Genomic DNA, 18912 nt, shown 5'->3' on the forward strand with positions numbered 1-18912 from the left:
GATCACCAGTTGAGCTCGGCGGCGGCCCGCCGCGTCTCGTTCTTGCGAACATTGTAAATCTGGCCGTCGGTGAAGAACAGCACACGGTCCGCCACGTCTTGGGTGCTGGCGTTGTGCGTGATGATGAGCGTCGTCGTGCCAAGCTGTGCGTTGATGCTCAGCAACGCCTCGATCACCCGGATTCCCGTCTTGGAGTCCAGCGCTCCGGTCGGCTCGTCGCAGAGCAACACGTTGGGACGCTTTGCGATTGCGCGCGCGATCGCGACGCGCTGCTGCTCGCCACCCGACAGCTGAGCCGGGAAATGGTGCATTCTTTCTTCGAGCCCGACCATTGCAAGAGCTTCGTCGGGGCGCATCGGATTGTCGGATATCTCCGTGACCAGCGAGACATTCTCATAAGCCGTGAGGCTGGGCACCAAGTTATAGAACTGGAATACGAATCCGACGTGTTGCCTCCGATAGGTCGTCAACCCTTTGTCGTCGAGGCCAGTCAGTTCCAGATGGTCGAAGAACAATTGGCCGCTCGTGGCTTGATCGAGCCCGCCCATGATGTTGAGAAGTGTCGACTTCCCGCTTCCCGACGGGCCGAGCAACACGACCACCTCGCCTGCGGCGATCTCGAGATCCACGCCGCGAAGCGCACGCACCTCGGTCTCACCGGAGACATACGTCTTGACAAGAGACCGTGCTATGAAGACTGCGTCGCTCATGGCCTGCGGTTGGTCTCGTCGGAGGCTGGGCCGGACCCGAAAAACCTGCCCCATCGCGGAATGAAGCCCGGTACCGCGGCCATGTAGGACCGATAGGTGTCGCCGAACGAGGCAATCGCCTCCTTTTCTTCGGTTCGCGCCAGCCTCACGTACATGAAGACCAGCACCGGAAACATTGCGAGCGTCAGAAGCGTCGGCCATTGTACGAGAAACCCGAGCATGACCAGGACGAAGCCGACATATTGCGGGTGACGAACGTAGCTGTAGGGCCCGGTCTTCGCCAGTTTCCGCTGCCGCTGTGCCTCGAAAAGCACCCTCCACGCCGCAGCGATCATCCAGAATCCGCCGCCGACCAGAATGAAGCTCAGGACATGGAATGGCCCGAAGTGCGGATTCATTCTCCAGCCGAACATCATCTCGAGGAGATGGCCGGCATCGTGCGAGAACCAGTCTATCTCCGGATAGCGGGATTGAAACCAGCCCGACAAGAAGTAGATGGTCAGGGGAAACCCGTACATCTCGGTGAACAGTGCGACGAGAAATGCGCTGAAAGCCCCAAACGAGCGCCAGTCGCGTCCCGTCTGCGGTTTGAAGAAGCTGTAGGCGAACAGAACGAAGATGATCGAGTTGACGATCACGAGGCTCCAGAGTCCGTAGGCCGGTGCATCGGTGCTCATGACGGCTTCCTTTCGTTGGATTTGCTGTGGCTCCCATGCCCGCCATGCATGAACATGTGCATGAACGCACAGGCGAGCGGCAGCAGCCAGAGCACGGCTCCAAGCAGGTGAGCGCGATGCTCCGTGAAGAGCAGGAAGCCTCCGATTGCCAGAAATCCGAGAAGGACCAGCCCCGTTCGCGACGCCAGGAAGGGGCCTCGCGGTTCGTCTTGATGGTCTTCGTGGTCTTGGTGATGATGCATCGACATGCAATCCTCCTATTCGACAGTGAGACGGCCGGAGAGATGCAGCAGAGTAGCCTGCCGACAAACAGCCACTAGAAATTGGATGCGAGAACCATCGCTACCGATATCGCACCAAAGCGGGTACAGCTGGCGAGAAAAGCGGGCATCTGCGGCAGCGATCCGGCGACAGCCGGGAGCACCGCAGCCGTGCGGCGATTTCCCCCGAAAGAAATCTTGTTCGCTCATCGTGCGGCGGCCTCCGCCTGAGTTGCATCGACGGACAGAGCCGATAGGGTGCCACCCGGACCGATCCCTTCGAGACGGGTCCGTTTCAACAGAAGGGCGTTCACGGCGACCAGCGCGGAACTCCCCGACATGGCGAGCGCCGCCACTTCCGGGCTGACCAGCAGCGGGTAGAATACACCAGCGGCCATCGGGAAGGCGACGACATTGTATGCGACCGCCCAGAAGAGATTCTGGTGCATCTTGCGTAGCGTCGCACGCGATAGTTCGATCGCGCCGACGACGTCGTATGGATCGCTCTTCATCAGCACGACATCGGCGCTCTCCATGGCGACATCGGTTCCGGCCCCGATGGCGAAACCGACATCCGCCTGGGTGAGCGCAGGCGCGTCATTGACGCCATCGCCGACCATGCCGACGCGCTTGCCATCGGCTTGCAACTCCTTGACCTTCGCCACCTTCTGCCCTGGCAGCACGTCGGCAAGGACGATGTCTATGCCGAGTTCATCTGCGATGCGCTTTGCCGTGCCTTCATTGTCGCCGGTCAGCATCGCAACCTGCACGCCCCGCGCGCGCAGCTTGGCGACCGTTGCCCTCGCGCTCGGGCGGGGCGCATCGGCGATCGCGATGAGACCGAGAACCCTGGCTCCGCGTGCGATATGCACGACGGTGCGCCCAGCACCCTTCAGGCGATCCGCCTCTTTGGCGAGGACACCAAGATCGATCTTCTCTTCATCCATCAGCCGGCGGTTGCCAATGAATACCTCCTCGCCGTCGATTTCGGCGCGGGCGCCCTTTCCTTCCAAATTGAGAAAGGCGCGCATATCCGGGATTTCGATTCCGGCGGCGCGCTCGACGATCGCCACGGCGAGCGGGTGGTCGGAGCCCCGCTCGACCGCTGCAGCCACCCGCAACACCTCCTCATGCGACCGGCCTTCGGCCGCCAGCACATCCACCACCCGCGGCTGGCCCATCGTCAGGGTGCCGGTCTTGTCGAAAACGATCACTTCAAGCTTGGTGGCGTCTTCCAACGCTCCCGCGTTCTTGAACAGGATGCCGTTCATCGCGCCGAGACCGGTGCCGACCATGACCGCCATGGGGGTCGCGAGTCCAAGCGCGTCCGGGCAGGCGATGACGAAGACCGTGATCGTCAGGGTCAACGCAAAGAGCAGGGGCGCGCCGATCCACCAGAACCACACGCCGAAGGTCACCAGCCCAATGACGATCGCGATCAGGACAAGCCATTGCGAGGCCCGGTCGGCGAGGAGCTGGGCCGGCGCCTTGGAGTTCTGCGCCTCCTGCACCAGCTTGACGATCTGTGCGAGCGCCGTATCAGCGCCGACTTTGGTCGCCCGGTACCGGAAGCTGCCGCTCTTGTTGATGGTCGCCCCGATCACCCGATCACCCGGCGCCTTCCCCACCGGCATGGATTCGCCCGTCAGCATGGATTCGTCGACGAGCGAATCGCCTTCGAGCACCTCGCCGTCGACCGGAATCTTGTTGCCCGGACGAATGACGACCGTCTCATTCACCTGGACGTCGGCCGTCGGAACCTCGACCTCTCTACCGTCCCTCAGCACGGTCGCCATCGGCGGCGCGAGGTCCAGCAGTGCCCGGATTGCTGCGGATGCCCCGGCGCGGGCGCGCATTTCGAGCCAGTGCCCCAGCAGGATGAACACAAGCAGCACCGCCACCGCCTCATAAAACTGCACGCCGGGAAAGAAGAATGTCGAACCGACGCTGAAGAAATAGCCCGTACCGACGGAAAGCACGACGAGCACCGCCATGTTCAGCACGCCGTTCCTGAGCGCCCGCCACGCACCGGCGAAGAAAGGCCAACTCGGATAAAGCACCGCAGCGCTGGCAAGGAGGAACAGCCACAGTTCGAGGCCCAGCCCAAACGGCGGCGCTGGCGCGATGAACATTCCGCCCATCGGCGAGTAGATGAAGATCGGCACGGTGAACAAAAGCGCGACCCAGAACCGATTGCGCATGTCGCGCACCATCGCCTGCATATCCATGCCCGGTCCGTGACCCATCTCGTGAGCCATTGCGTCATGGGCCATCTCATGAGGGGCGGTCGCGGGGGCGACACGGTCCATTGCCGCGTGGTCGTGTGCTCCGTGGCCGGCGTGGGCGGCCGGTGCATGCGGATTTGCCGGCTCAACCGTGGTCGAGCCAGGCTCGCAGACATGGCGTGGTACGACTTCGCCGCGGCAACGGAAGCCGCACTCGGAAATGGCGGCACGGATCGCTTCGACATCCGTCCGGGCTTCGTCATAGGTCACCGTTGCGGTGCCTGAGACGAAGTTGACGGCAGCCGCGCTAATGCCCGGAAGCTGGCGAAGTCTTTTTTCCACGCCGAGCGGGTCGAGGACACTCGTAAGACCGCTGACGTTGACGGTGGTAGTCTGCATCGTTCCGATCCTTGCCGTTGACGAGGTTCGCGGCCGCCGCAACTGCCTGCGGCGGCCGCCGGGCATTCACATCATCCCCATCGGAGCGGGCACAAGCAGCTTGCCGGCCACCGCCTTCTGCGTTTCGTCCAGCGACACATAGAAGGGCTCCAGCGCGGCTTTCAGCTTGCGCAGGCCATCGAGCCGTGCGGAAAGCACTTTTTCCTGAAGCTCGATCCTCTGAAGGGGTGTCGCCGATGCCGCCTCCGAAGGAGCAACACCAGCCTGCGTATCGGCGTTGGGCATCATCCCGCCCCCCATCCCGGCCATCATGTCGTTCGTCGAAGCGGCGCCGGCGCGCAACGCCTCGGCCACGGCCTCCCATAGCGGACGCTGAGCGTCGGTCACCTTGAGCTCGGCAGCAAGGAACGCGATGCGGCCTTCGACATATTCGGGCGACATCATCTGGCCCATCGGGCTGGCCATGGGCTGGCCGCCACCCATCGCGCCGCCACCCATCATCCCGCCGCCCATCATGCCCATCATCATCCGCATCATGTCCGGGGACATCATGCCGCCCGGCGACATGCCATTGCCAGGTACGGTGACCTGTGGCGCGGGTGCCGGAGCAGCCGATTGTGCGGCGGGCTCTGTCGCTGCACCTGCGGGCGGGTGGTGCGTGTCCTCAGCGAAGCCGGCTGCGGGTATGAAGATCATCGCGGTTGCGAGGATGGTCGTGCTCAAACGTTTCATGACTCTCTTCTCCTTAGTGTTTGGGTTTGGCACCTGGTTCACGCGGCTTTGGCGGACTGTCGCTTCGGCGTCGGAAAGGTGGTGCCGTTCGAACCCTTGCCGACGCGATAGGTTTAAAGGACGGTGCGGCTTTCGAAGGAACACACGCTCGCCCCTGCTGATCTACCGGCTTCCGTCACAACCCGCGTGCGCCGTCCGTCCGGGCGAGCCGGAACACGGTCGCGACGCGGCCTGCGGCCTCGTTTAGGCATATTTCCGGGTGGATGGCCGCTTTGGCTACCGTCGGTTGTGCGACGGCGGGAGCTGCGCTCAAAGCCGGATTCCGGTGGCGGGAAATCTCTTGCATGTCAAACTCTTGTGTTCGTGACTCGGAGGGCCGGACCGGCCGATAGCGGAGCACACGAACTTGAGTCTCGTGCGCTCAGGCGGTCATGCGGCGTTTGGGAGGGCGCAACTCCAGTGACGCTTCACCGGGCTGCGAAATGACGGACGAGGCAGGCGCGACAGGTTCGCGATGCAGGAGACCTGCAACCGAGTGCGTCGGGACGGGCAGGCAATAGAGGCAGCAGGAAACCGAGAGGCAGCAGCTTCGGCTGTGATCCGCGGAGCCCTCATCGTTGCATGGGGTTCCATGGCCATGCTGTATCGCTGCATCGAGCTGATACTCAACCGCAAGACGGGCGTCATCCAAGATCGAGGCATCCGCATGCCGGCCTGCAAAGTCGGCCGGGAACGCCGCGATCACGATGGCCATGACCAGGGCAAGCCATCGGCACGCACCGGTTGCCGGAGATCCTCTCCGTAAACGGTTGACCCACAGCTGGATAGAATTCCGATCCAAAGATCCGATCCTCTTGCCCACGCCTACAAACGCTATACGTTATAAAATAGCCAGAATACACGCAGCCAAACTTGTCCTAGATCAAACTGAGGGAGCCTCGCTCCAATGTCGATCGGGCCCGCGCTCGCGATCGAGAAAATTGGCCAGATGTACTGGGGAACGGCCTTTTACGAGACAGGCGGTGTACAGATTGCTCTCCAGAGACGATCCTTCCAGTCCGCCGCCGCTGCGCCGGACAAGCGGATCGGATAGTCGACGCCTCGAACGGACACCTTGGCGGGGTCGCTGCATTTCACGAAGGCACGATGCCTTCCGGGATCCCGGTATACAGTTCCGGCTGCAGAGCCGCCTTGTGAAAGAGATATAATGACATCGAAATCATACCCGGCCCGTTCAGCGGTGCGATTGCTGACGAGACCAAGGCTGACGACGGTATTGTCATTGAAATGCGCGGTGTAGAAAATCACCGGTTCCACTGCCTTTGCAGCGAACGCCAACGGCAATCCGGCAAAAAATGCGATCGCATATCGGCGCATTCACCCCTCCCGTGGCTCATGCGATGGAGTGACAATATCACGTCAGCGGCCAGGTCGCTACGAGCCTTATGACCGAAAAGACGTGGTCTTTGACCGATGGCCGCCGTCACTTTGTGAAGAATGAGCCCGCCTCCGAATGCTCAGCAAGTTCACTAGGCCGATAGAGCTTTGAGACTCCTAGTTGCGGCACGTTGTCCGCCTTGAGTCGTTCAAGTACAGATGAGTGCAGCGCCGCGCCCTTCGCAATCTTACGTACCCTTGTCCGCCATTTGATTTTGATCGGTCCCAGCTTGAAAAAATAGACTTCAGCATGTTGAAGTCCTTTTGCGTCTGGCCAGCAATTCAGCAGGTCTTCACGAATCTGGATACTCGGCAGGCACTCCTTCAGCTCGCTAACCATCCATTCCAATGGGATATCGCTCAAGCGGGATTCATCTTCAGGATAACTGCCGCCCACATGGCTGTGGCAGCCAGCAAACCACACCTGCTTCAGCCACGCGGGGTTTCTCCCTTCCGCCTTGGACATCTCCTCGTTGCTGCCCCAGGCAACCCTGGGAAAGTCGGCTCTTGCTTCGTCAATTGACAATGCGTGTCGCGCAAACTGCACATCGGAATCCAAATAGCGATCGTAGTTCTTTTTGCTCCAAGTGGCCCAGTGCCCATTCCGCCAAATCGCCCACCAATCGAGCGGGTTGGTGATCTTCCGCGGTTTATTCGGGTCACGAGAAAAATACTTCCACTGGGCAAACCAGATGGCAATCGTTCGGTAAAGAAAGAATAGAAATGCCAGACCAACCACGCCCGTAATATACCACGGCCATCCTGTCCAAATGCTATAAGCCAGTGCAGCACCAAGCAGCCAAATTGCCCCGTAGGCCAACGTCTTTATCGTTTTGCTGTCCAGCGCTGCGACAGTATCGTAAACACCTACAAAAGTCGGCTGCACGTTTCCTTGCTCGCAGGCTTTCGCACCTTCCGCCGAGCACGCGTATTTTTCACGAAACCGACGACCCTTTTCCTCTCGCTGGAAATAATACGGCTCTTCACCGCGTGGACGCCCCGCGCCGTGGTTGTAGACATACTTCACTGCATCAGAAGCAATCTTTCGCAGTTCGTCACCATAGCGTGGGATGGGTGAACCGTCCTTCATTTTCGTTGGTATACCACAGAGATTCATGACGTTCGCAACTGAACGAACGGTGTAGGCCCCTCTCGAAAATCCAAAGAGCAACACTTCGTCACCGGGCTCGTAGTAAGCGATGATTTTCTCGTAGCAGTCGATGATGTTTTCATCGATCCCATTGCCCACCCCAGCACCCAGCGCACGCTGGATTTTGGTAAATAGACCCCCCACCACCTCACCAGTTCCCAATCCTGCGTCATAGAAAGCAATCTGCTCCTTTGGCGAAATCGGAGAATCCGGCCCCGACCGCATCGCACGGTACATCTTGTAAACATTGGACAAACGTTGATCCGGGCGCATGCCACCAATTTGACCCGTGCCATCGGAAAATATCAGAATTCTCTTCCCCATCGTCGCCCCACTATCGCCGCAAGTTTTCCTATTGCCATATTTCCAAAATAATTTTCAGTTACATAGCTATATTATGGGAATTCATTTGAGCGAATAGTCCAAGATTCGCTGGTTCCGACTTTCAAAAGAGAGAAGGTCTTGAAAGGATTCGGACCGACGGCGCGGCACTCTTTGTCAGCGAAAGCTTCGACCACCTTGACCAACAAATACATAGGTGAAGGCTGACAATGACCGTCTTCTCGGATCCGCCGCGGCGGATGCACCGTTCGCTCGATCTCTAGATGCCGCTCAGGGTATCGTCTCCTCTTGGGGGAGGCTGCAGACCATCCGATACGATGTTATGTTGCCGAATCCACGTTTGCAGCCACAGCGATCAACAGATGAAGATATTGGATTGCGCTCTCAAGATTGTCCTTGCAACAACATCGTTTGTCCTTGGTTATCTGGCCGCGTCCAGCGAGACTTTCGATCCCAGCATAACTGAGGCGACCATCGTCAACACCGAGGGTCCAATACACCGCGTCACTCTGGAAGTTGCGGCATCACGAAAGCAGCGAGCCCTCGGTCTGATGTTTCGCAAGCGACTGGCCAACGGGTGGGGGATGATCTTTGTATTTCCCGAGCCCCGTGTCGCCAAAATGTGGATGAAGAATACGCCTCTGCCGCTTGACATGCTCTTTGTCGACGACGAGGGCGTCGTTCAAGAAGTAAGACCGCATCTTGCCCCGGATAGCGAGACAGTCGTCATGTCGAGTGAACCTATCAAATATGTGATCGAGTTGAATGATGGAGCTTCAGCCGATCTTGGACTACGAGCGGGCAGCAAAATAGTGGCTTCAAATGCCATTGGCACCAGGCGTCGCGGCGGCGAGGCAGAGACTGAGGAGCCCGTGTCGACGCTTGCGTGAAGCGCGCTGTACGGACAAGACGGGATCGTAGAAAAATCGCCTCGAAAGGATTTGAACCAGCGACCCTCACGAAACAAGCCGCCACTTCAACGAAATCAATGATTTGAGGCGTAAAGCCATCTATGGAACTGCGCGGGAGCATTCAAATGCTGGCGTCGCAGCGAGGCGCTGACTTCTTACCTATCCGATGCCGGCCCACCTCGCGGCTAATAGAGCCTATTCAGGATGGTGCCCTGCTAACTCCCCGGTTACAAACTGCGCCCGCCCGAACCCGAACACCAGTCGTCGCCCGTATACTGCACTGACGAGATACAAGACGACCAATGCCCGGCGGGGGTGAAGACTTGAGTTACAAGAAGGCTGTCGCAGTAGTCGTCGTTTTCCATTGCGATATTGTTGATGTGGCGGGTGTTAGTCCCCTTACCCCGGGAGGTCAGCGAAATCCCGACGGGACCGATCCGTCGCGCAGGATGACCTCCCCTCCCCGGCGCTGAGCAGACGGCAATGATGCAGTCCGTCTCCGCCGTTGCTTGCCAGTCACTACCGTTGGGAACATACAAGCAGTGCGGAGGCGTCTTTTCGAAGACGCTCATCCTCTCGCCGAGTGTGCCCCAATCTCTGCCGCCTCCCCGGAAAGCCGCCTTGCCCTCGACGACGACAAGGATGACTTCGCGATCGCCGGTCGCCTCTCCGACCTTCTCTCCCGACCGCAGCCGATAGAGGGAGAAACCGACAAAGCGCCAACCGGCTGATTGCGGAGTGATCTCGTGGACCTTGCCATGACTTCCGAAGGGCTTGCGCAGAAGATCGGCCAGCTATTCCGTCCTCAGTTGAAGGTCCGCTGATCGCGTGCATTCATATTATAGTGCTCTCGTGCCCGTTCGAGCCTATCGGGGCCGCCAGCCTGCGGCACGGCGACATCCCACCAATGGCCGCCCGCCCCTGTACCTGGAACCGCATCCGTATCAATGACGATCACTGTTGGTTTGCTGCGAGACCGCGCTTCGACGATCTTGCGCTCGAGGTCGGCAATATCGGCCGCCTTCTCTGCATGAGCACCCATGGAACGGACATGACCGACGAAGTCGAGTTCCGGCATCTCCTCGATATTGCTATCCTTGTACATATTGTTGAACTCGGCCCCGCCACATTCGATCTGCAGGCGGTTGATGCAGCCGTAACCGCGATTGTCGGTCAGCACGACCGTGAAGGGAACGTGCCGCATCACGGCCGTTGCGAGCTCTGAATTCGCCATCATGTAGGAGCCATCTCCAACAAAGCAGATGACTTCCTTTTCGGGCGCCGCGAGCTTGATACCCATGGCGCCGGCGACCTCGTATCCCATGCACGAATAGCCATATTCCATGTGGTAGCCTCCCTTAACCGACTGCCACAGGACCTGCAGTGCGCCGGGCATGGTGCCAGCCGCGCACATCACCACGGTCTTTTCCGTCGCAACACGCTGAACGGCGCCGATGACCTGCGCGTCGGTCGGCAGATAATTGGTCAATCCGGACTCCGGAGCAGCCGTCACTGACCTGACCGTGTCGTGCCAGGCAAGTCGCGACTTCATGTCGAATGACGGAGCCCTGTGGTCTGCCAGCAGAGCCGAGAGTTTTTCGAGAGAACCGCGTGCGTCTCCGACCACTGGCGTCGCGCCATGTTTGGTCGCGTCATAGCCATGAAGGTTGACGGAGATGAGCGTTCGATGCTCCTTCTTAAACAGTGCCCAGGACCCGGTGGTGAAGTCCTGGAAACGAGTGCCAACGCCGATGACGAGGTCCGCGTTCTCGCATAGGCGATTGGCGCATTCCGACCCCGTCACACCAGGCGAACCGAAGTTGAATTCGTTGTCCCAAGCATTCGCGCCTTTGCCGGCCTGGGTCTCGACGAACGGGATATTGTGCTTTCTCGAAAATGCCGTGAGCGTCTCCTCGGCATCAGAATAGAGAACGCCCCCGCCCGAAACGATAACAGGGCATTTGGCATGGCGGATGAGTTCGGCGACGTCTTCAAGTTCGCGTGGGTCCGGTTCAGGACGCCGGATGCGCCACACCTTCGGCTCAAAGAAGCTTTCCGGATAGTCGAATGCATCAGCCTGTACATCCTGGCAGAACGCAAGGCACACCGGGCCGCAATTGGCGGGATCGGTCATCACCGAGAGCGCACGCGGCAGCGCCGTCAGCAGGTGTTCCGGTCGGGCAATGCGATCGAAGTAGCGCACCACCGGCTTGAACGCATCATTGGCGCTCACTGTGCCGTCATCGAAATCCTCGATTTGCTGAAGGACCGGATCTGGACGGCGACTGGCAAAGACATCGCCAGGAATGAACAGGACCGGCAGGCGATTGACGTGCGCAAGGGCTGCCGCTGTCACCATGTTGGTGGCACCGGGCCCGATCGAGGAGGTGACGGCGTGCGCCCGCTTTCGTTTTTTTGTCTTGGCATAGGCGATTGCCGCGTGCGCCATGGTCTGTTCGTTCTGACCGCGCCATGTCGGCAAGGCATCGCCGATGCCGTGCAGAGCCTCGCCCAGACCAGCGACATTACCATGGCCAAAAATCGCCCAGACGCCTTCGATGAACCGGTCGCCCTCTTCCGTCATCTGCACCGAAAGCCACTTGACGAGTGCCTGTGCTGCCGTGAGCTTGATTGTCTTTGTCATGCTGCTTTCTCCCGTGCGGCGGCCCGCGCCTCGTCCCAGATTGCGGACAAGCGCCGATAGCGCTTTGCCATCTCCGCGACCGCGTCCGCGTCCTCAATTTCATCTTTCATCCAGGCGCGCGCCACATCGCCGAAGATCGTTCGTCCGACGGCGAAGCCGCGAACAAGATCAAATCCGGCAGCAACTTCAAAGCTCTCGGCGAGCTCCGCCTCCGGCGCATCGAGACCAAGCACGACAATTCCGCGCGTGTATCGATCATTCCTTCCGATTGCCGCTGTGGTGTTTGACCATGCCGCGGACGTCGTCATCGGTTCGAGTTTCCACCAGTCGGGATACACGCCGATGTCATAGAACTGCTGGATCAGAACGGCGGCGGTCTCGTCGTTGACCGGACCGACTTTCGACGGAATGATTTCCAGCAGGAATTCCAGATCGTTGCGCCGTGATGCTTCGAATAGTCGTTTGACGGTCGCTTCCTGAGCTGCTCGCGTCTGGGCATCATCATCGGGGTGGCAGAAGCACAAGACCTTGACGACGTTGTCGCGCGCCCACTCACTCAAGCCCCCGTAGTCGCTCCCGAGTTCGGGCTCCAGTGTCAGGGGGCGTGACCCCGGCCACTCGCAGGGCCGTCCAATCCACAAGCCGCTGCCCGAGGCTGCGTGCAAGGCCCTTCTGCCGATGCGATTGTCGCAAAGAATGCCGTAGCCGGGTTGCCCGGCCTGAACTTGAAGTGCAGCTTGGAGGCACAGCTCCTTGAAGATACCGCCCCGCTTCGAAGTGTAGCCCGGCATCTCCTCAAGCTGGACGCGATGGTCGAACGCGAATATGCGATAGTCCCGCCGATCTTCGCCGTGATTGCGATGCCGGTTGGTCGACCAATGGATCTGCTCGAGAGCGGCATCGTTGCGCAAGTCCGCGCGCTTGATTCCTCTTTCCAGGAAGAATTCAAGCTCCTTCAATGATGGATAGGCGGGCGTGCAGCCGTGGCGCGAGACAGCAAACGCGCCGCAGGCGTTGGCATACCTGAGAGAAGTCTCCCAGCCCTCGCCATCAAGCCAGCCTTTCAAAAGGCCGGAGAAAAAGCCATCGCCGGCGCCGAGGACATTGAAGACCTCGATCGGAAAGCCTTCGCCCGAGATGCCATCATCCAGATTGTCCGGGACGGCGCCCTCGAATGCGACTGCCCCCTTGGCGCCCCGTTTCAGGACCAAGGTAGCGGAAGATACCGATCGAACTGCTCTGAGGGCTGCGACCGTATCCGTCGTCCCGCCGGCGATGTGGAACTCCTCTTCCGTACCGACGATCAGGTCGAAAAAGTGCAGCGTCGACTGCAATTTCTCGGTAACGGCGCGGCTGGCGACGAACCGACTTTCCCCATCTCCATGACCGGCGACTCCCCAGAGATTGGGTCGATAGTCGATATCAAGCGCGGTTCTGGCGCCACTATCTCGCGCAAAACCAAGTGCCTTCAGGACGGCAGCCTCGGTGCGCGGATTGGACAGATGCGTGCCAGTCACCACGACAGCCCGTGCAGAGGCGACATAGTCCTGCTGGATGTCGGCCTCACTGAGCGCCATGTCGGCGCAGTTTTCGCGGTAGAAGATCAGCGGAAACGTATCCTCGTCGCGAATGCCGAGCAGTACCAGCGCGGTCAGTCGCTCCGGGTCGGTCACCACGCCGCCGACATCCACGCCCTCGCGGATCAATTGCTCGCGGATGAAGCGACCCATGCGCTCATCCCCGACGCGCGTGATCAGACCAGATTTGAGGCCGAGGCGCGCGGCGCCGCAGGCGATATTGGTTGGCGAGCCCCCAATGTATTTATTGAAGGAACCCATATCTTCGAGCCGGCCTCCAATCTGCGAACCGTATAGATCGACTGAGGATCGGCCGATGGTGATTACGTCGAGCGATTTCATCTCGAACTCCTACTTTTCAAAAACCAGTTCTTGAGAGAAATGCCCGGCTCGCGGCCAGGTCATCGAGGATGCTACCGGTATTGCGCGGGTCGCGCTCCTGCTCGATGGTGATGTAGCCGGCGTATCCAAGTTCGGTGAGAAGCGTCCGGACCGCCGGATAGTCGATCGAGCCGCGGCCGATCGGGCACATCACGCCCCTGGCGCAGGCGTCGAAAAAGCGGATGTGCTCTTGCATGACCTCCGCATAGACGTCGGCGTCGATATCCTTGAAGTGGATGTAGTCGACACGGTCCCAATAGCGCCGCAACGTCGCCACCGGGTCCATACCGGAATAGACCATGTGGCCTGTGTCGAGGCACAGGCCAGCCAGATCGGCCGGGATGTCATTGACGATGAGTTCGAGCTCGTCGGCAAACTCGATAAAACCGCCAGCGTGCGGATGGATTGTCGCTCTGACACCGTATCGATCGCGCGCCAGTGTCGCGATAGCCCGGATATTCTCCACCATCCCGCGCCTTGCGGTACGATCGAGGCGCATGGCGCACTCCGAGTGCCCGGCCGCGTAGTCGCGCTCGTCATGGCCCCAGTCCATGACCGTCAGGTAGGGAGCGGCGAAGCGCTGCCCGGCATGGGTTTGGGGTTTCGGCAGTTGGGTGATCAGTGCGCAGATCTCATCCGTCTGGCGCAGCAGGTTCTCGCGGTTCGACAGCGATACGAGATCATCAAAGATGGTGCCGGCGACGATCGTCAAATCCCGCTTATTGAGCGCGTCCGAGACAAGGTTGAGGTCAAGCGGCAGATAGCCGTATGGCCCGAGCTCCAGACCTCCGAATCCAGTACCCCTCGCCTCATCCAACACCTTTTCCCAACTCGGCAGATGCGGATTTCTCACATCATCGACACCCCAGCAGCAGGGAGCGGTTGTTATGGTGATCGGGTTGCACATCAGGTTGTGGCCGCAATTGTTTCAAAAGTGAATGAACGGTGAAGTGGTTCGCAAAACTCAAGGAAGCGTTGGGTATGATCCCGCAAAAGATGATGCGCGTAGGCGTCTTCATCTTTCCAGGCCTCGATGAAAACGAGCCGGTTCGGATCATCAGTGCATGTGAAGCAATCAAAGGAAAGACAACCGTCCTCCACCCTTGTAGCGACCTGCACCTCCGGAGCGCGGGCGAGAATCTCGTCCCGCGTCCCCGGAACAAGTTCGATCGTGACAATGAACTTGTACGGTCCTGTCATCGGCTGATCGTTGCCTGCAAAGCATCGATCGAAGACTGGATGCCGGCGTCCGTCGACATCGTGAAATCTTCCATCTCAAGGCTGACCCAGCCGTTGTAGCCGACCATGCGAACGACAGAGAAGAACTCCTTCCACCATTGCAGGTCATGGCCTGCACCGACGGCGACGTAGTTCCAGGTGCGGTTGGCGACGTCCGTCACATCCTTGAGTTCCAGCAGACCGTTAACGTCGGCGAGCCCGCGCTCGATACGTGTGTCCTTGCCATGGCAATGGTGAATAGCACTGCCGAGCGCACGGGCGGACGCGATCGGATCGGCGCCCTTCCAGAACAAATGGCTCGGGTCGAGATTCATGCCGACGGTCGGGCCAACTTCGTTGCGCAGACGGAACAGCGTTTCGGGGTTCCAGACGAGCATCGCCGAGAAGTTCTCCAGCGCGTATCTCTCTACACCGACTTCCTTGGCGAGCTTCACCAAGTCGTGCCACAGCGGGAAGGCTCGGTCCTCCCATTGATACCGGTCGCGTTCGGGCATCTCTTCCGGCCAACTCTTAGTGTAGACTAGCCAGTTCGGAACCATGTCGCCGGGAGCGGCTTCCGGCAGGCCGGACATGGTAACGATGGTCTTCACGCCGATCTCACCAGCGAGATGGATCGTCTGCTCCATCTCCCTTCGATGGCGCTTTCCCATCTCGCCCGGATCGAGGGGATTGGCCGAGCAATTGAGGGCAGCGATCTCAAGGCCGCGTGCCTCGATTTCCTTCAGTTTGGACTTGAGCAGTCCCTTATCGGCAAGGAGTTCGTCGGCCCGGAAATGTGGCGCGCGGGACCAGCCGCCACCGGTCATTTCGATGCCTTCGACGCCGAGTTTGACACATTTGTCGAGCATCTCGGTGAAGGAGAGATTGCCCATCACGTCGGTGCAAATTGAAAGTTTCATGGTGTCGTCTTTCTGAGGTTCGAGAAAAAGAGGGAGCGCGCTCGGGAGGAGTTGGAGGAGGTTCGCGCGCCCCCGCAGTAACTCACTTGAAATCGACCCAGACAGCGCCGGCGTCAGCCGAACGGACGCAGTTCTCCAGCCAGCGGACACCTTCGGTGCCGGCTTTGATGTCCGGGTAGTGATGGGTTTTCAGGAACGCTTCGTCGCCGCGCGTCTTCGCGTCGATCGCCTGGGCGATCCACAGATAGATGTTCGCCCAGCTGTCGCCGAGGCCTTCGGTGTGCAGCGCCCCCATGCGGTCGGCGGCAAGGCTTTCCTCTTCGAGATACGGCATGCCGTGATGAAGAATGCGGTTCGGCTCGTCCTGTACGTCGTAGAACAGCTGGTCAGGGTGGCTGTCCGACCATTCGACGCTGGCCTTGGAGCCCACGAACCGGTAGCGCTGGGACCCCATATTGCCGGCGTTGACGGACGAAACCCAGAGACGGCCGCGCGCACCATTGTCATAGTGCATCAGGACTGTCGCATGATCCTCGAGCGGCGCACGGGTCGGTATGAACGCCTTGCGGTCGCAGAGTAGCTTTTCAACCTTCATGTGCGGTAGCACCACCTCGGAGAGATAGTAGAGGTGCGTGCCGATATCGCCGAGAACGAAAGTCGGGCCGGCCGTCTTGGGGTTCGTGCGCCATTTCACGGCCTCGCCGGCACCGACATCGTCGCCGGCGTTGAAGCCATGGGTGTATTGCATGTCGACGATGCGGATCTCGCCGAGCATGCCGTTCCTGACCATCGCGGCCATCTGATGAACCAGTGGGTGACCGGTGAAGCCGTAGGTCACACCGACAATCAGGCCTTTTTCGGCGGCAAGCCTCTCAACCTCCTCGCATTCGGCGACGGTGAAGAACAGCGGCTTTTCGCAGATCACGTTTAGGCCGGCCTCCAGGCAGGCTTTGGTGATCTCGTAGTGGGTGAAGTTCGGCGTCGCGATCGAGACGACTTCGACGCCGTCCTCGCGTGCTTTTTCACCCGCGATCAGAGCCTTATAGTCGGCGTAGCAACGGTCCCCGGCCACTCCCAGCCTGGTGCCGAAGTCGCGTCCACGCTCGGCATCTAGGTCAAAGGCTCCGCAGACGAGCTGGTATGTGCCGTCTCGTTGGGCGCCCGTTCGGTGCTTGTAGCCCACCTGTCCGGTACGGCCTCCACCGACCATGCCCCAACGCAAGGGACGGGCAATCGTTCTTTCTCCATTGATCATGCGATCATCTTCCTGAAATAGCCTATCCGTTCATTCCGCCGCCAAAGCGGCCGGTGGCCCATAAAGGCCGGGTTTCGCGATCATTTTGACCGCTTCAAAGCTGTTGCTGAAGGCAGCGCGTAGGGCAGCATCGGCCACCAGCGTGGCCGCGTAGCCGTCCCAGGTCGAGGGACCGGTTGCGGTGCCATGCGAGGCCGCCAGGATCCATTCCCGGAACTCCTGGTCGTAGGCTTCGATGAAGCGTTCCCGCCAATCCTCGGGGATCGCCTGACGGATGCCGTTGGCATCCGAAATCACAGTGGCCGGGCGGTTCGGCAGCGCGGCCACGCCCGTCTCGCAGCTGACTTCGCCGCGGATGTCGTAGCCATAGGCGATGTTTACCGAAATCTCGACATCGACGAGCGCACCGGACGCCATGTGCAAAAGCACGAACACCGGGTCACGCAATTCGCCACCACGCGAGGAACGACGCGGCACACGCACCTCCACGCCGGCAACTTCGTCGGACAGGAGCCAGCGGGAGATATCCGCGTCATGCACTAGCGTGTCGTTCAACGGCATGTCGGACGTGTATAGCCCCCCGGGCACCGAGGCATTGCGGTGCACGGAATGGAACATCAGCGGCGCGCCCAGCCTCCCGCCGTCGATCACTGCTTTGAGGCGGCGATAGTCCGCATCGAAGCGACGCATGAAGCCTACCTGCACGAGCCGCCGACCATGGGCCGCTTCGGCTTCCATGACGCGAAGCGCAGCGGCTTCTGACGTCACCAAAGGCTTTTCGCAGAAAACGGGCTTGCCGGCGGCGATTGCCGCGAGCAGTTGCTCCTCATGCGCCGGGCCCCAGGAGCAGATGACCACGGCCTGTACGTTACTGGATGAGATGAGCGCCGAAGGATTGGCGAACACCTCTGCCCCACCGGGGGCCGCCGCAGCGGCCCGGGCCTGATCGATATCAGTAACGCCCACCACTTCGACCCCGGAGAGAACCTCCGTAAGACGGCGGATATGATCCTGCCCGATCATGCCCGTGCCGATGACGCCGACCCGTAAAGTCATTGGAAAAGCCTCACTTTTTATACTTGTCGATGTAGTTGTTCATTTCCCGGCACATGAACCGCCCGGACTCGTCGGCCCTGTCCTCCCAGGCGAAGACGCAGGAGGTCATGATGCCGTCGAAACCGATCTCGGCGAGCGTGCCGAAGAAGTCGTCCCATGGCACTTCGCCCTGGCCGATATTGAGGTGCTGGTGCACGCGGGCGGTCGAGCCCGGCGGGTTGACGATGTAGCGAAGACCGGACGAGGCCTTGTGGTTGAAGGTGTCGCCGACATGCACATGAGCCAGCACGTCCTTCGCCTCGCGCAGCATCGCTTTCGTGTCGTCACCGAAATAGAAGGTGTGCGGCGCGCAGTAGAGGAACTTCACGTTCTTCGAGTTGACCGTGCGGATGATGTCGAGCGCCGGCTGCAGCGTCTCGCACCAGTCTTCCGGATGCGGCTCGACATGCAGGTTGATGCCCTCGCGCTCGAAGAGCGGAACGAGCTCTTCCATCGAGCGCCACCAGGCATCCTCGCAGGCCTCGATCATCGAACCGGTATGGCAGCAGTAGCACGAGCCCTTGTCGGGGTGCGGCCCGCGGCCGAACTCCGAGTTCATCGTGTCGACTTCCATCTCGACGGCGATTTCGATCGCCCGCTTCCAGTGCTTCACCGCCGCTTGCCGCTCGGTCTCGTCGTTCGAGGCCCAGCGGTACATCGGAAGCAGTGAAGCGATGCCGACCTCGGCACTTCTAAGGGCCTGCTTGAAGGACCGGATACGCTCCGGGAAGACCCGAGGCGCCTTGAACCACTCGAGGAAATCGGCCCGGGGCGACAGCTCGATCCAGTCGTAGCCGAGTTCCTTGACTTTACGGGGCAGCTCCTCGAGTGAGAGATGCCGATGCATGAAAGGGTCCAGTGCAATCTTCATTTTGATCTCCAGAATTCTGGACGCAATTCTCCCCTCTTCGAAAGCGGAGCTTTGAGCCGCCGTCGGAGCCGGGCGCGTTGCGCAATTCGTTTGTGGTGCCGTCAGCGT

General features: G+C 60.1%; 16 protein-coding genes and 1 pseudogene. 1 reads left to right on the forward strand and 16 read right to left on the reverse strand.

Translation table 11 applies throughout. The features are described 5' to 3' along the window. Positions 1-2: 2 nt before the first annotated feature. From H4I97_RS18580 to H4I97_RS18610, 7 genes are all read right to left on the reverse strand, one after another. A complete protein-coding gene (locus H4I97_RS18580; RefSeq protein ID WP_182308354.1) occupies positions 3-710 on the reverse strand; it encodes an ABC transporter ATP-binding protein in 708 nt (235 codons plus the stop codon). Continuing rightward, positions 707-1387 carry a methyltransferase family protein gene (locus tag H4I97_RS18585; RefSeq protein ID WP_182308355.1) on the reverse strand — a complete coding sequence of 227 codons (681 nt, stop codon included), beginning with the start codon at positions 1385-1387 and terminating at the stop codon, positions 707-709. The genes H4I97_RS18580 and H4I97_RS18585 overlap by 4 nt, the downstream gene beginning before the upstream one ends. Beyond that, complete coding sequence (locus tag H4I97_RS18590; protein ID WP_182308356.1) at positions 1384-1635, reverse strand: DUF2933 domain-containing protein; 252 nt, start codon at positions 1633-1635, stop codon at positions 1384-1386. The genes H4I97_RS18585 and H4I97_RS18590 overlap by 4 nt, the downstream gene beginning before the upstream one ends. Positions 1636-1853: 218 nt before the next feature. Further along, entirely contained in the window at positions 1854-4271 is a 2418-nt protein-coding gene (locus H4I97_RS18595) for a heavy metal translocating P-type ATPase (RefSeq protein ID WP_182308357.1), read from the reverse strand. 66 nt (positions 4272-4337) lie between these two features. After that, positions 4338-5003, reverse strand: a complete 666-nt coding sequence (locus H4I97_RS18600) for a Spy/CpxP family protein refolding chaperone (RefSeq protein WP_182308358.1) — start codon at positions 5001-5003, stop codon at positions 4338-4340. A gap of 1008 nt (positions 5004-6011) precedes the next feature. Continuing rightward, a complete protein-coding gene (locus H4I97_RS18605) occupies positions 6012-6380 on the reverse strand; it encodes a hypothetical protein (protein WP_182308359.1) in 369 nt (122 codons plus the stop codon). Positions 6381-6486: 106 nt separating this feature from the next. Continuing rightward, positions 6487-7914: a phospholipase effector Tle1 domain-containing protein gene (locus tag H4I97_RS18610; protein WP_182308360.1), complete on the reverse strand. Its 1428-nt coding sequence runs from the start codon at positions 7912-7914 to the stop codon at positions 6487-6489. A gap of 380 nt (positions 7915-8294) precedes the next feature. On the opposite strand from H4I97_RS18610, the gene H4I97_RS18615 reads away from it, so the two are divergent. Then, on the forward strand, positions 8295-8822 hold the full coding sequence (locus tag H4I97_RS18615) for a DUF192 domain-containing protein (RefSeq protein ID WP_182308361.1): 528 nt from the start codon (positions 8295-8297) through the stop codon (positions 8820-8822). A gap of 278 nt (positions 8823-9100) precedes the next feature. Here H4I97_RS18615 and H4I97_RS18620 read toward each other — a convergent pair. The 9 genes and pseudogenes from H4I97_RS18620 to H4I97_RS18660 form a co-directional block, all read right to left on the reverse strand. Further along, positions 9101-9637, reverse strand: a pseudogene (locus H4I97_RS18620) (5-deoxy-glucuronate isomerase); the annotation flags it as partial. An 11-nt stretch (positions 9638-9648) separates the two neighbouring features. Next, entirely contained in the window at positions 9649-11487 is a 1839-nt protein-coding gene (gene iolD, locus H4I97_RS18625; RefSeq protein WP_182308362.1) for a 3D-(3,5/4)-trihydroxycyclohexane-1,2-dione acylhydrolase (decyclizing), read from the reverse strand. Further along, complete coding sequence (locus tag H4I97_RS18630) at positions 11484-13406, reverse strand: bifunctional 5-dehydro-2-deoxygluconokinase/5-dehydro-2-deoxyphosphogluconate aldolase (RefSeq protein ID WP_182308363.1); 1923 nt, start codon at positions 13404-13406, stop codon at positions 11484-11486. The genes iolD and H4I97_RS18630 overlap by 4 nt, the downstream gene beginning before the upstream one ends. Before the next feature lie 16 nt (positions 13407-13422). Beyond that, positions 13423-14352: a sugar phosphate isomerase/epimerase family protein gene (locus H4I97_RS18635; RefSeq protein ID WP_182308364.1), complete on the reverse strand. Its 930-nt coding sequence runs from the start codon at positions 14350-14352 to the stop codon at positions 13423-13425. After that, positions 14352-14645 (reverse strand): putative quinol monooxygenase, encoded by a 294-nt coding sequence (locus H4I97_RS18640; RefSeq protein WP_182308365.1) that lies wholly within the window; start codon positions 14643-14645, stop codon positions 14352-14354. Before H4I97_RS18640 ends, H4I97_RS18635 begins: the two co-directional genes overlap by 1 nt. Further along, complete coding sequence (locus H4I97_RS18645; RefSeq protein ID WP_182308366.1) at positions 14642-15583, reverse strand: sugar phosphate isomerase/epimerase family protein; 942 nt, start codon at positions 15581-15583, stop codon at positions 14642-14644. Before H4I97_RS18645 ends, H4I97_RS18640 begins: the two co-directional genes overlap by 4 nt. 82 nt (positions 15584-15665) lie before the next feature. Then, positions 15666-16838 (reverse strand): Gfo/Idh/MocA family protein, encoded by a 1173-nt coding sequence (locus tag H4I97_RS18650; RefSeq protein ID WP_182308367.1) that lies wholly within the window; start codon positions 16836-16838, stop codon positions 15666-15668. A gap of 30 nt (positions 16839-16868) precedes the next feature. Next, positions 16869-17894: a Gfo/Idh/MocA family oxidoreductase gene (locus H4I97_RS18655; RefSeq protein ID WP_182308368.1), complete on the reverse strand. Its 1026-nt coding sequence runs from the start codon at positions 17892-17894 to the stop codon at positions 16869-16871. Between the two features lie 10 nt (positions 17895-17904). Then, the gene (locus H4I97_RS18660; protein ID WP_182308369.1) at positions 17905-18804 is read right to left on the reverse strand and encodes a sugar phosphate isomerase/epimerase family protein; all 900 of its coding nucleotides are present in this window, start codon (positions 18802-18804) and stop codon (positions 17905-17907) included. Between the last annotated feature and the right edge of the window lie 108 nt (positions 18805-18912).

Origin of the sequence: Ciceribacter thiooxidans (assembly GCF_014126615.1) — a bacterium.
Classification (GTDB): domain Bacteria; phylum Pseudomonadota; class Alphaproteobacteria; order Rhizobiales; family Rhizobiaceae; genus Allorhizobium; species Allorhizobium thiooxidans.

What these genes read in the sequence shown, in the direction of transcription:
- H4I97_RS18580 (WP_182308354.1), bottom strand. Translation starts at nt 710, where the DNA reads ATGAGCGACGCAGTCTTCATAGCACGGTCTCTTGTCAAGACGTATGTC.
- H4I97_RS18585 (WP_182308355.1), bottom strand. Translation starts at nt 1,387, where the DNA reads ATGAGCACCGATGCACCGGCCTACGGACTCTGGAGCCTCGTGATCGTC.
- H4I97_RS18590 (WP_182308356.1), bottom strand. Translation starts at nt 1,635, where the DNA reads ATGTCGATGCATCATCACCAAGACCACGAAGACCATCAAGACGAACCG.
- H4I97_RS18595 (WP_182308357.1), bottom strand. Translation starts at nt 4,271, where the DNA reads ATGCAGACTACCACCGTCAACGTCAGCGGTCTTACGAGTGTCCTCGAC.
- H4I97_RS18600 (WP_182308358.1), bottom strand. Translation starts at nt 5,003, where the DNA reads ATGAAACGTTTGAGCACGACCATCCTCGCAACCGCGATGATCTTCATA.
- H4I97_RS18605 (WP_182308359.1), bottom strand. Translation starts at nt 6,380, where the DNA reads ATGCGCCGATATGCGATCGCATTTTTTGCCGGATTGCCGTTGGCGTTC.
- H4I97_RS18610 (WP_182308360.1), bottom strand. Translation starts at nt 7,914, where the DNA reads ATGGGGAAGAGAATTCTGATATTTTCCGATGGCACGGGTCAAATTGGT.
- H4I97_RS18615 (WP_182308361.1), top strand. Translation starts at nt 8,295, where the DNA reads ATGAAGATATTGGATTGCGCTCTCAAGATTGTCCTTGCAACAACATCG.
- iolD (WP_182308362.1), bottom strand. Translation starts at nt 11,487, where the DNA reads ATGACAAAGACAATCAAGCTCACGGCAGCACAGGCACTCGTCAAGTGG.
- H4I97_RS18630 (WP_182308363.1), bottom strand. Translation starts at nt 13,406, where the DNA reads ATGAAATCGCTCGACGTAATCACCATCGGCCGATCCTCAGTCGATCTA.
- H4I97_RS18635 (WP_182308364.1), bottom strand. Translation starts at nt 14,352, where the DNA reads ATGTGCAACCCGATCACCATAACAACCGCTCCCTGCTGCTGGGGTGTC.
- H4I97_RS18640 (WP_182308365.1), bottom strand. Translation starts at nt 14,645, where the DNA reads ATGACAGGACCGTACAAGTTCATTGTCACGATCGAACTTGTTCCGGGG.
- H4I97_RS18645 (WP_182308366.1), bottom strand. Translation starts at nt 15,583, where the DNA reads ATGAAACTTTCAATTTGCACCGACGTGATGGGCAATCTCTCCTTCACC.
- H4I97_RS18650 (WP_182308367.1), bottom strand. Translation starts at nt 16,838, where the DNA reads ATGATCAATGGAGAAAGAACGATTGCCCGTCCCTTGCGTTGGGGCATG.
- H4I97_RS18655 (WP_182308368.1), bottom strand. Translation starts at nt 17,894, where the DNA reads ATGACTTTACGGGTCGGCGTCATCGGCACGGGCATGATCGGGCAGGAT.
- H4I97_RS18660 (WP_182308369.1), bottom strand. Translation starts at nt 18,804, where the DNA reads ATGAAGATTGCACTGGACCCTTTCATGCATCGGCATCTCTCACTCGAG.